Origin of the sequence: Paludibaculum fermentans (genome assembly GCF_015277775.1) — a bacterium.
Lineage (GTDB): Bacteria > Acidobacteriota > Terriglobia > Bryobacterales > Bryobacteraceae > Paludibaculum > Paludibaculum fermentans.
In genome coordinates, this window is the sequence record NZ_CP063849.1 from 1,929,432 (window position 1) to 1,941,547 (window position 12,116).

10 protein-coding genes are annotated in these 12,116 nt (G+C 62.8%); 3 read left to right on the plus strand and 7 right to left on the minus strand.

Features of this window, described 5'->3' with window-relative positions; translation table 11 throughout:
- The first annotated feature begins 29 nt into the window (after positions 1-29).
- Positions 30-2,222, plus strand: coding sequence for a PEGA domain-containing protein (locus IRI77_RS07715; RefSeq protein ID WP_194451492.1), 2,193 nt, complete (start codon positions 30-32; stop codon positions 2,220-2,222).
- Positions 2,223-2,302: 80 nt separating this feature from the next.
- Here IRI77_RS07715 and IRI77_RS07720 read toward each other — a convergent pair whose 3' ends face one another.
- From IRI77_RS07720 to IRI77_RS07735, 4 genes are all read right to left on the minus strand, one after another.
- Entirely contained in the window at positions 2,303-3,280 is a 978-nt protein-coding gene (locus tag IRI77_RS07720; RefSeq protein WP_194451493.1) for a DUF4331 family protein, read from the minus strand.
- Positions 3,281-3,514: 234 nt separating this feature from the next.
- Positions 3,515-3,919 (minus strand): hypothetical protein, encoded by a 405-nt coding sequence (locus tag IRI77_RS07725; protein WP_194451494.1) that lies wholly within the window; start codon positions 3,917-3,919, stop codon positions 3,515-3,517.
- A 268-nt stretch (positions 3,920-4,187) separates the two neighbouring features.
- Entirely contained in the window at positions 4,188-7,004 is a 2,817-nt protein-coding gene (locus IRI77_RS07730) for a serine hydrolase domain-containing protein (RefSeq protein WP_194451495.1), read from the minus strand.
- An 8-nt stretch (positions 7,005-7,012) separates the two neighbouring features.
- On the minus strand, positions 7,013-7,777 hold the full coding sequence (locus IRI77_RS07735) for an ABC transporter ATP-binding protein (protein ID WP_194451496.1): 765 nt from the start codon (positions 7,775-7,777) through the stop codon (positions 7,013-7,015).
- Between the two features lie 69 nt (positions 7,778-7,846).
- On the opposite strand from IRI77_RS07735, the gene IRI77_RS07740 reads away from it, so the two are divergent.
- The gene (locus IRI77_RS07740) at positions 7,847-8,161 is read left to right on the plus strand and encodes a PadR family transcriptional regulator (RefSeq protein ID WP_194451497.1); all 315 of its coding nucleotides are present in this window, start codon (positions 7,847-7,849) and stop codon (positions 8,159-8,161) included.
- Complete coding sequence (locus IRI77_RS07745) at positions 8,158-8,943, plus strand: hypothetical protein (RefSeq protein WP_194451498.1); 786 nt, start codon at positions 8,158-8,160, stop codon at positions 8,941-8,943. Before IRI77_RS07740 ends, IRI77_RS07745 begins: the two co-directional genes overlap by 4 nt.
- A gap of 90 nt (positions 8,944-9,033) precedes the next feature.
- Here IRI77_RS07745 and IRI77_RS07750 read toward each other — a convergent pair whose 3' ends face one another.
- The 3 genes from IRI77_RS07750 to IRI77_RS07760 form a co-directional block, all read right to left on the minus strand.
- Positions 9,034-9,585, minus strand: coding sequence for a hypothetical protein (locus IRI77_RS07750; protein ID WP_194451499.1), 552 nt, complete (start codon positions 9,583-9,585; stop codon positions 9,034-9,036).
- Between the two features lie 164 nt (positions 9,586-9,749).
- Positions 9,750-10,640, minus strand: a complete 891-nt coding sequence (locus IRI77_RS07755; protein ID WP_194451500.1) for a hypothetical protein — start codon at positions 10,638-10,640, stop codon at positions 9,750-9,752.
- A 417-nt stretch (positions 10,641-11,057) separates the two neighbouring features.
- Positions 11,058-11,948 (minus strand): YhgE/Pip domain-containing protein, encoded by an 891-nt coding sequence (locus IRI77_RS07760; RefSeq protein WP_194451501.1) that lies wholly within the window; start codon positions 11,946-11,948, stop codon positions 11,058-11,060.
- Positions 11,949-12,116 lie beyond the last annotated feature (168 nt).

Below are 12,116 nucleotides of genomic sequence, written 5' to 3' on the forward strand. Positions count from 1 at the left end.
CCAATCAAGGGCAGAAGATTCGATTCACCGTGACGGAAAACGTCGAGGTGAATGGCAAGACGGTGATTGATCAAGGAGCTCCCGTAACCGGCACCATTACGGTCGTGGAACCCCGGCATCGGATGGGCAAGGACGGCAAACTTGAGTTTTCGGTAGATCGAGTGGCCAGCGTGGACGGGCAGCCCGTCGAACTACGTTCAGAGAAACAAGGAAAGAAGAATGAAAAGGGCATAACGGGCAAAACCGTTTCCGCAATTACCACCGCACCCCTCATGTCCAAAAAAGGAAAGGAGCGCGCGTTCGAAAAGGGATTGATTCTGGAGGTCTATACGAACGCCGCGATCATCTCGAAGAGCCAAGGCGCCGCTCCGATGGTGGTGAATGGCGCAGCCAGGTCCGGCACCATTGCGGTACCGATCACCTCCGAACCGCCGGGCGCGGAGATCGAGGTGGACGGAATGTTTGTGGGCAGTACACCGTCGACCGTCAAGATGGCTCCCGGTGAACGAGTGGTGAGAGTGAAGAAGGGTGGGCTCGTCTGGTCGCGAAAGCTCAGTCTGCAAGACGGCGTAAACATCACTCTCCACGCGATTCTGGAGGAACCCCGCGCTAGCGCGGAACCGACGGCCACGCCGGTGTCCGATGCAACTGCCGTTCGCCGCGAACCGGCTCCGGAGCCCGCCTCGACAACGCCGGCAGTGTCCAAGGAACTGCCCACTGACCGGTCATCGCAGCAATCGGTGTTCGTGCAGTCCAAGCCATGGCGTATCACCACACTGGACCGTGAGCGCAATTCGATTAGTGGAGCCGTGGAACTCGATGACAAACCGGAGCGCATCCTGACGGATGGACACTTTGTGTACCTCACCCATCTCAAGGGAAAGAACACATTCAGGCTCATCATTGTCGATGCCCAACGCAGCGTCAAGGTGAAGGAAATCCTGCTGGGGTCCATCAGTTGGGGCATTTACTCGATGGCGCTTGAACCCAAACGCCTGGTCATATGGACAGAGAAGCGCGAATGGAGGATCGACAGGACGACGCACGAATTCACAACAGGAGATCCCACGCGCAATAGGGTGGAGAAGATCCTGAAGGGCGACCGGGCGCTGAGCTTCTCGAAAGACACGGAATCAAAGGGAATGCTCGGACTTGGCACGGCCTTCCTTCCGCAGAACATGTGGATTGAAGATCTGAACAGCGCCGAGACGGCCAAAACAATCGACGTTGGCGGACACGTGATGGCTTGGAAGACATCGCGAGACGAAAAGTTGCTCTACCTGTTGGTGCGTTCCGTGAAGCCCAAGGCAAAGGAATTGCTACCCAGGGGTGAGCTCAAAGTATTCGATGTGGCCTCAGCGCAACTACTGCGCACAACTCCGGTTCCAGACAACGCCGAGGATCTCTTCCGGTTTGCGGAGGATGGCCCACTGTGGCTGCAAACGTCGGGCCTCATCCAGAAGATTGGAGACGAGGGCACGCTGGCCAGTGTCAAGATTCCCTTCCCGGCGGGCACCAGATTGAACATGGTCGCTCCGGTGAAGATCGATGAACGGCGGTACGCAGTGACGGTGGGAGGGCAGCACAAACTCGCCGTCCTGGAGATAGAGGGAGGACAGATCGAGAAGACCATTCCTGTCGGAAGAGAATCGGTGCGCCGGTCCAAGGCGACCAAGAGAACCCTGACGGCCATAGCGATCACGGTCGGCACAGCGGCGGCCGCTGGTGGAGCGGTTGCCGGAGGAGCGCCGTCAGCACCGTATCTCATCATGTTCCCCGGAGGCGGCTCCGGCTACATTGACGCTGTGCTGGGGCCGGACAAGGACAAGCTCTATGTGCTGGACGCGGAGAGCGAAGACGTGACGGTGCTGTCGGTGCGCGACTGGTCTGTCTCCGCCACCGTCCCGGTGGGGAAGGATCCGCAAGGTCTCTGGGCGCCGGAAGGCGGGCACTTCATTTATTGCTTCAACATGAAGAACCTCTTCGTGGTCAACATGGACTCCAATGAGGCAGCTGAGAAGATGTCGCTCGACAAGGACGAGCGCGTATCGGTCGATGAAAAGCGGAAGGAGCTGCTGATCATGAAGCAGGACGGACTGGATGTTCTAGACGCCCTGACTTCCCAGCGAAAGCTCATGGTGGCGGATCTTGCTAACGCCCGCATGCGGCTGACGCCGAGCGACTCGGCCTGGTCCGCCTACGGGCTGGGGTCGCAGTTCTAGACGAATTGCGAAGGTGCTATTGGCGATGGACGCGCCAGGCGACCTTCTTAAATGACTGGGGCACTGGGCCCGCCAGTTGGTTACGCCAACTCGTGGGGCGGCCCGAGGTAGGGGAATTCGGGGAGGAGATCGCGATGCGGTTCGACGCCATCGCGGGTCACCCTTCCGTTGGTGAGCAGGGCGATGAAGCCGTCCATCACGTCATCCGTGAGGGTGCGGCCATTGTGCGGGTAAGACGCCGGCTGCCGCGAATCGTAGAAGAGGATATCCGGGAGCAAAGACTCGGCCACTCGTTTGGCTTCCTGGGGCGAATAGCCGCCCGTATGCTCCAAAGAATGCGCGAAGATGGCGGCGAAGCGGGCGTCGCCGGCCGGTTGTGCGGCGAGGTAGTCGGACTTTTGCTCGCCGGTCAGGAATACGGATTGTGAGGGCCGTGCGCCGCGGTCCGCCTGAACCCACGTCCCGCCTCTGCCGTCGAGGGTGCGCTGCCAAAGACCGACAGGGGTAGGGCCGAGGGCCTCGGCGGGCAATTCCAGCACGATGCTGCATACGTCTTTTCCAGCAAAGAAGTCGCGGCCGGTGAATTGGAAATTGTTCAGCGCGCCCTCGGTGTCGAAGAAGAAGGGATCGCTTCGCCAGCCCGCGAAGAAGCGATAGCCCGCGGCTTCGGACACGAGCGCTTCCCGGCCGGTGGAAACCCGCGCCGAAGCGAGGATCGTCTGTCCGCCGGGGCCATCGCCGGCCGCCGCTTCGCCTTGGGCACGGCGCACGGTGGCGACCTGGCTGCCGTCGTTAGTGGACGAGAAGGAGACACGGTAGGCAAGATCGGCGACGGCATCGCCGTTTGTATCCACTTTCAGTTCATACACTGCCTGTGTCGAGAAAGGCTCGCGGGTGGTGGGGCCGGATGGGTTGACGCCGGCTGAGGGATGAACATTCATGACGACAATCGACTTGCCGGCACCGCCGGGTTTCGGGAAGGCGTACAGGTCGGTGAGATCGAGGCGCGCATCGCCGTGGGGAAAGCCGTAGTCAGGTCCAGAGTAATGGTGGGACACGGATCATCCTCCTGCAGTGTTTGACAACCTGTCTCAAGGCAAACGAGGGGCCGCCCTTCCAGTCCCCGCAACTGCCGTGTTTAGAGCCGGGCGCTCGGATAACAAGGGGCAGGCGGGCGGAGGGGTGTCGATAACTGGTGGTGGTGGAGCGACAGGCGACAGCAGAAGCCAGGCGCGAGCGAGGGGCGCGGTCGTTGCCGGAGGCCCGCCTTCCTGCCAGGAAACGCGTTGGTTCTAGTGGGTGGGCTGACGAAGCCGGGCAGCCGTATCGTCAATGGGCAGGCGGGTGATGACGCCCAGTGCAGGATCCGTCTGCCCGTCGGTTGGCGCGTAGCGGCCGTCCGGCTCGCGGACCAGAAACAGCAGGTCAGAGCCGCATCTCCTGGGGTCCTGAGGGTCGAAGAAGACCAGCACTGGTCCGTTTGCGACAGGCTGAGCCTGCGGCCAGCGGGCGTGATGGAGGGCGAATTTCTGAAGGCTCCGATCGCCTTTGAGAACCGCGGAGACCACGAACTGCGTCTCGACTGCCCTATATTTCGCCTGGGTGACCTGCCCTTGCGCATCGAGTGTGGAGATACCGGGCAGAAGGATCTCCTCCGCAGTATCGGTGGTTCGGCCTGAGGCGGTGGCGATGGCCACCAGATCTGATTTGTCGAGCAGTTCCTGGTAGGAGACGATGCGAACGGCCGGGGCTTCCGCCGCGGGGACCGTGAGTCAAGCTGTTGCCGCGAGGATGACGGCAACGGGCAGCGTGAGTACGGAATACCAGCGGCGCCGGCAGGAGGGTGGAATCGCGGGTTTGCTCATCCTTTTTACCCATCCTAGCTCCGCTAGTTGACCCAGGTTGGCTCCGCGCGTCGAGTTGTAGATCGCGTTGTGAGGGCGGGCTTCGAGGCTGTACAGAAGATTAGGGCGTGCCCGGGCGTTCCGGCCCAGACTGGGGCGACTGGTTGGGCCAGGCACCGTCGCGGTCCAGGCCCAGGACCTGGACTGCTGGGGACGCCAGTTCTTCAAACCGCACCTCGGCGCCTTCTTCGCGGGCATGGGCCGCAGTTCGCCAGCGGAGACAGGCCCACACGACGGCGAGCCCGAGCAGCGCCGGAACGAACAGCTTCGGTTCAGCCAGCGCCTGGCGCTCATACATGACACTCAGGAGGATGGACCAGAGGAGAGCCAGGCCTCCGAGGATCGCCAGATGGACTTGGGACTTGCCCGGCAGGTAGGAGCACGTGAACGGGATCTTGTGGAACCCGTGCAAACACAACTCGGCGAGGATCAGGGCGAGGGCGGCAAGGATCGCCAGATGACCCGCGGCCGCGCGCCACGGCCACAGCCAGAAGCAGCACGCGGCCGAGAGCAGCCATAAGGGGGCCGCCGAGAATAGCAGGAGCGAACGGCGGGCAGCGGATAGACACTCCGGCACACGGCGGAGGCCGGTGACCTGGAAGATCCAGTTTCCGCGCAGATCGAGTGGGATCGAAAAGGCGACGCGGGTGCCGAGCATGGCGAAACCGAGCAGGGTGATGGTGGCGGCCAGCAAGGGCTCGTTCACCTGGCTCCAGGGATCGGCCGCCGGAGCGTCCGCCAGTTGATTCGGCGGTCCGCCATTCTTCACCATGGCGATCACCAGTGCGAAGCCGACGCCCAGATAGAAGGCGAGAATGACGCGATGGAGCCGGCTGCGCTGCAGGGTCCGGGCGCTGAACTGGACCAGCGCGGCCCGGACCGAGTGCCCGAAGCCAGGCATCCAGAGGCCGTCGCCGGCGCCGGAAACAATATCCGGTTCCTCGACAATCTGGCGGATAGTGCGGAGGTAAGACAGCGTGTACGCGGCGGCCGTGCCGAAGAAAGCAACTGCCAGTCCGAGCCAGGCCCGGCGCGCCAACACAGCCAGCGCCGGCGATCCGGTCCACTGCTGAAACAGGCCCAGGAACCAATAAGACGGTGACCAGCCGAGCAGCCCGCTGCCGGTGGCATGAACCGTGTCGGGCGGCACCATCGGCTGCAGGCAGTAAACGCAGACGATGACGCAAAAGGCCGCCATCTGCAGCCAGGAGGATGCGCGCAGGAACAGCCGGCGCGGCAGCAGTTGGGCGGCGAAGCCCTGCAGGCACAGCATGCAGCAATAGATGAACGCACCGGCGAGCAACATGATGGCCCAGTAGACGGCGAACATGCGAAGTACGCCGGAGAGGCCGCCGCCCTGGGGCACGCTCACCAGGCCCAGAGAGATTGCCGGCTCGCCCGCGAGCCGCTGCCGAATGTGCAGGGGCAGCAGGGCGCCCAGGAACGAGGCCGCCTGGTTCACCAGGACAACCCCGGCATAGTCGCCCTTGGGGTTGAAGAACGCGTAGCTGCCATAGCCGGAGATGGCTCCACTGTGTCCGTAGGTGCCGGCATTCCTGTCGTAGAACCAGGCAAGAGCGATGCGCGATTCGCGGCTGGCGGCAGCCCGCGGCACCTGGGATAGACGCAGCGCGGGCGAAGCCGCGTGAAGCTGCGCCTCCAGATAGGTGAGCAGGTCATCGGCAGTGGAGTTGATGGCACCCGCTGGAGCAAACGAATCCAAGTCCCAAGGCGGCAGGGGTTCGTGCCGGTCGCCATAGGCCTGGATGAGGCGCTGCCGCCGTTCCGGCGAAAGGATTACAGAGGTATCGCGCATGTGGAGGGGGCCCGTGATGCGCTGCGCCAGCAACTCCGAATACGAGACTCCGGCTCGAACGGCGAGCGCCTCGCCGAGGAGGGAGTAGCCCCAGTTGCTGTAGACGAAGGGCGGAGCGGCGTCGCGGCCGACCCCATGCCTGGCGATGGAGGCCCGCAGGTCGGTTGCATGATAACCGGCAAATCCGGCGGCCACGCTGCGAAAGCGGCCCGAGTGGAAATCATCCGGCATGGGCCCCAAGCCGGAGTGGTGCGTTGCCAGGTCGAGCAGGGTGATCTCAGGGCCACCGGGAGGGGCCACCACCCCCACAGGCAGGAAGGCGCGCAACGGTTCGTCGAGACGCACCCGGCCTTCCACGGCCAACTGGGCCAGAAGGAGTCCCGTGAAGGTTTTGGTGATGGACCCGACCTGGTAGATGGAATCGGGCTGCGCGGCGCCATAGGCGAGGATTCGGCGCTGGCCGTGTTTCAACACTCCAACGACAATGCCCATGCCGCGCGGCAACTGAGGCGGCAGAGCGTCCTTCAGCAGTAGTTCGATGCCGGCCGCATCGGCAGGCGGCCTCACCGGAAGATACCCAAAGGCCGGCATGGTCACCTGTGCAGTGGGCTGAGCGCTGAAGGTCAGCGGACACACCAGACCCGCCGCGGAGTGCAGCAGTAGAACGGTGAGACCCAGCGCCGTACCGGCCGCCGCGACCTTGGCGAGAAACAGGGTTCGGGCGCGCACCGGCAAAGGCGCGAGCACCAGCACGTCGCGGCGATCGGGGAACGTGGAATCCCAACTCAGCACCGCGAACAGCCCGACGACCAGCATCGTGGTGGCGATGAGGAAGTGCTCGACACCCCAGGTTCCAAACACTCTCATTTCCGGCGTCAGACGGCTGGAGGCAACGGCGAGGGCGGGCCCGGAAAGGAAGAAGATGCTCACAAAGATGAGCAGGGCCGCGAACTGACCCAGCAGCTTGTTGGAATCGCCGAGAGCATCCGCCGAGAGGATTTCCAAATCGACCATGCGGAACAGGAACTGGCGGTAGAGCACGCGGAACTGGAGCTTCTCCATGTTGCCCCCTAGGCTTCAATCAGGTCGGCCACCTGGCGCGAGATGGCAGCGGTGTCCTGCTCCACCGCGAGTTGCGAGAAGATCGCCTCCAGTGTCGGAGCCGACATCAGGGTGCGCAGGTGCTCAATGGAATCGTCGGCGACCACTTTGCCGCGATGCAGGATCACGACGTGGGAACAGACCCGCTCGACCGTTTCGAGCTCATGTGAGCTGAAGAGCACCACCTTGCCGCGCGCGGCCAGTTCCTGGATCAGGCTGCGCAGCACGAGGGCCGTCGCGACGTCGAGGCCGGAGAAGGGTTCATCGAGCAGGATGAGGGCGGGATTGTGCAGCAGGGCGGCGATGAGCAGCACCTTCTGCCGCATCCCCTTCGAGTAGGCCGAGATGGGGACGTGGCGGTCAGGGTGCAGCGAGAACAGGCGCAGCAGTCCGTCGATTCGGCCGGCGGTGGGCTTCGCCGCCAGTCCGCGCAACTGGCCCACCATAATGAGGTACTCCAGGCCGCTGAGGTGCGCGTAGAGATGCGGCTCCTCCGGCACATAGCCCATGCGTTGCCGGTAGTCGATGGAAGCGTGCTGGATCCGTTCCCCCTGGAAGCGGATCTCGCCCGAGGTGGCCTCCATCAGACCGGTGATCATCTTCATGGTGGTGGATTTGCCTGATCCATTGGGACCCAGGTAGCCGGTGATCTCGCCGCTGCGGGCGGTGAAGCTCACGTCCTCGACGGCGGCGATGCCGTGAAATCGTTTCGTGAGGTGAAGCAGTTCAAGCATGGCTGCACCCTATGTAGCAAACTACAAACAGGGTGTCAAGTATTATCCTACATAGGGTAGAATGGGCGCATGGCTGCCGAGCTGAAACTTTCGCACACCGCCGCGCTGATCCTGCAGGCGGTCCAGACCGGCGATGGCTACGGCTTCAGTGTGATGGAACTCACGGGGCTGCCCAGCGGCACGGTCTATCCGGCGATGCGCCGTTTGGAGCGGGACGGCCTGGTGGTCTCGCAGTGGGAGGGGCAGGCGATCGCCGACGCCGGCCAGCGGCCGCCGCGGAAGTACTACCAACTGACAGAGGCCGGACAGGCGACACTGGCGGCCTCGCAGCGGCGCTATCCTTTGTTGGCTAAACTGGCCGCGGTCGAGACGGAGCAGGCATGAGCATTCACCTCGCAATGCTACGCAGCGCGGCCTGGCTGGTGCCTGGCACGTTGCGCGAGGAGTGGCTGGCCGAATGGAGTGCGGAACTCTGGCACGTCCGGCGCGCAAGGGAACTGCGAGCCACGGGCTTCTGCCTGGGCGCGTTCCGGGATGCGCTCTGGATGCGGCGCAATTGCCCGCCGGAAGCGCAGCCCGCGCCTTGGCTGGAATCGCCCGCGCGGTGTCTTGGCTTCCTTGGCCTGGCAGCGGCCGTGTGTGCACTCCTTGCATTGCGCTACCACCAGCCCGGCATGCCAGTGCCTGTTCGCGGGCCGATTGGCGCAATGCTCTACATGGCCCTGATGACCGTGCCCATGGTCGCGGCCATTACGAGCCTGGGCCTAGGGTCGTATCCGGGCCAACGCAATGCCTGGCGCTGGGCATTCTTCGCAGCCAAGGTCGCACTGCTGTTGTTCATCGTCTTTGCCGGCGTGCTGAACCTCGCGGCCATGGTGGGACTGAAGGTCACTTCCGGCCCGCTCCACTTCATTCTGATGGGGAACGTCGCCGCATTGCGTTGGGCACTGGTGGACCAACGGCGGCGCTGTCCGGAATGCCTGCGGCTGCTGGCGCATCCGGCGCGCATCGGCGTGCCCTCACAAACGTTCCTTGAATGGTATGGGACCGAGTTTGTTTGCGGGAAGGGCCACGGCCTGATGCACGTCCCCGAGATCCCGACGGTGTCGTTCCGGACACAGAGCTGGACTCATCTGGACCGGTCGTGGAGCGAGCTGTTCAAGTAGGGCGGGAACGAGGGAGCCGGCGGCTGGGGACGGGGTGATCGCAGACCCGCGGTGACGGGCCCGTTGAACGGAACAGGCCATGCTCCAGGATCAGTAGGGCCGCGTACCAAGATCCTCAAAGGGCAGCCGGCTGATGACGGCCATTCCTGGATCGGTCTGCCCGCCGGTAGGCGCATACCGGCCATCCGGTTCCCGCACCAGGAAGAGCAAATACGAGCCGGATCTCTGGGCGAGGCGCGGATCGAAGAAGACAAGGGCCGATCCGTTCACGGCGGGCACTTCCGGCGGCCAGCGGCCATGGTGCAGGGTGAACTTCCGCAGGTTACGGTCGCCCTTGAGAACGGCCGAGACCACGAACGGGGTCTCGACGCCGAGGCACTTCACCTTCTCCGTGCGGCCCTGCCCGTCCATCGTCGAGATGCCCGGCAGGACCAACTCCTCGCCCGTATCCGCCGTCCGCGCGGAGGGGGTTGCGATCGCCACGAGATCGGATTTGTCCAGCAACTCCTGGTACGAGAGACTGCGCACCACCCTGCCCGTTGCTTCCGGCACGGCCAGCCAGAACGCTGCCGCGCCCACGACAACCGCGGGCAGCAACCGGAGACGCCGGAACACAGGGGCAACCGCGGCCAGGGTTCTCATATGCTCCAATGCTAAATCGTCTGGGAGGCCGCTGTACCCCGGCGCGAGACGGTTGAAGGGTCAAGGGATGGGGCGTGCGGAAAGCTGTCACCCGTCCGGCACACGCAAAAAGAGCCGGGAGACTGGCTCCCGGCTCTCTGCCCCAACGAAGTGGGCTATGGTCCCTAGCGCTTGGCCATTGTTTTCACTTTGGGCACCGCCAAGTAGCCGATCACCTGGTCCTTACGGATCTCGTTCACGACCACTTCATAGGGAGTCCGTGCGCCGGAGGTGTAGAACTGCACCGGCTCGTTCACGTTCTTGTCCTTCTTCTCGACCGTCTTGTCGTCGGCCAGGACGTTCATGGTGAACTTGTTCCGCTTCACATCCGTCTTCTTCAGCGCCAGGCGGATCTCGCCGACCTTCTGGGGCTGACCGTTGCGGGGCAGGGTGAATTCGAAGTAGTCCTTCTCACCCAGCTTGCGCAGTTCGCCGAGCTCAGTGGAATTGGTTGCAATCAGGCCACTCATGACGCCCATGTCGCCCGTCATCCGCTTCAGGTCTTCCTTGGTCTGCGACAGGTCGGTCTTGGTGCTATCCACATCGGTGCGAACGGTGCCAACGTCACCCTTGATCCCGTTGAGGGCTTCGTCCACCTGGGTGGACTTCTGTTCGGTGGCCTGCTTGTAGTCTTCCAACTGCTTGGTCAACTCTTCGTTCTTGGCGGTGAGCGTGGTCATCACCCGGCCGGCCTGTTGCTTCGCGGCCCGCTGGGAGTTGGCCAGGGCTTCCTGCCGTGCCTTGGCGACTTCGTCGTTCATTTTGGCCAGGGTCTCGTCGACCTGCGCCTTGGCTACGGTGGCGCTGGTCTGCATCTGGCTCTGCAGCTGTTCGAACTTCTGCTGCGATTGGGCCATTTCCTGGCGTACCGAGGATACCTGATTGCTCTGGTACCACCAGCCTCCGAGGGCAGCCACCAGGGCCACGGCCACGGCCACCTTTGTCACAGTCCCGCCGGAACTATGACGCTCCTCGTTCCGGATCACGGTCTCGTTGTTTTCGTTATAGCTCGACATCCTGTGCATCTCCTCAAAGATTCGTTTCTGGCGCTTTCGGCGCCACGCACTGTATATTGCAGCTGCCGTGCCAAATCGTAAGTCCTGTGTTTTCAATGCGGTTTAAAAATTAACGGGCGGATTCGGCAATTCTGCCCGACCTGCCCGATGGACTACGCAGGCAACTGTACCCGAAGAAACGGGGCAGCGGCTGGCCGTCCCCCGGAACCACTACAATCCAGGCCGGAAAGACACCAGCCGGCACAATGCGAGAACCGGTAAATAGTCGGGGAGAGGCACGGGCAGGGGGGTGAATCGGCCAGTAGTGGGGCATTCGAGCGGAGACGGTGGCGCAATCAGGAGAGAGTCCGGCAGACGTAAAAAGAGCCGGGAGACTGGCTCCCGGCTCGCTGTCCCAACAGAATTGGGCTCTAGTCCCTAGCGCTTGGCCATCGTTTTCACTTTGGGCACCGCCAAGTAGCCGATCACCTGGTCCTTACGGATCTCGTTCACGACCACTTCATAGGGAGTCCGTGCGCCGGAGGTATAGAACTGCACCGGCTCGTTCACGTTCTTGTCCTTCTTCTCGACCGTCTTGTCGTCGGCCAGGACGTTCATCGTGAACTTGTTCCGCTTCACATCGGTCTTCTTGAGAGCCAACCGGATCTCGCCGACCCTCTGGGCCTGGCCGTTGCGGGGCAGGGTGAACTCGAAGTAGTCCTTCTCACCCAGCTTGCGCAGTTCGGAGAGCTCCGTACCGTTCGTCGCAATTAGGCCGCTCATGACGCCCATGTCGCCCGTCATCCTCTTCAGGTCTTCCTTGGTCTGCGACAGGTCGGTCCGGGTGGTGTCCACGTCCGTGCGGACCGTGCCAACGTCACCCTTGATCCCGTTGAGGGCTTCATCCACCTGGGTGGACTTCTGTTCGGTGGCCTGCTTGTAGTCTTCCAACTGCTTCGTCAGTTGTTCGTTCTTGGCGGTGAGTGTGGTCATCACCCTGCCGGCCTGCTGTTTGGCAGCCCGCTGGGAGTTGGCCAGCGCTTCCTGCCGCGCCTTGGCGACTTCGTCGTTCATTTTGGCCAGGGTCTCGTCGACCTGTGCCTTGGCGACGGTGGCGGTGGTCTGCATCTGGCTCTGCAGTTGTTCAAACTTCTGCTGCGACTGGGCCATTTCCTGGCGTACCGAGGATACCTGACTGCTCTGGTACCACCAGCCTCCGAGGGCAGCCACCAGGGCCACGGCCACGGCCACCTTGGTCACAGTTCCGCCGGAACTATGACGCTCCTCGTTCCGGATCACGGTCTCGTTCTTTTCGTTATAGTCCGACATCCTGTGCATCTCCTCAAAGATTTTTGTTGTCTGACGCTTTCGGCGTCACGCACTGTATATTGCAGCTGCCGTACCAAACTATAAGTCCTGTATTTTCAATGAGGTTTCAAATTTAACGTGTCGATTCGGCAATTCTGCCCGAGCCGCCCGGTGTGCTATGCAGGCAAC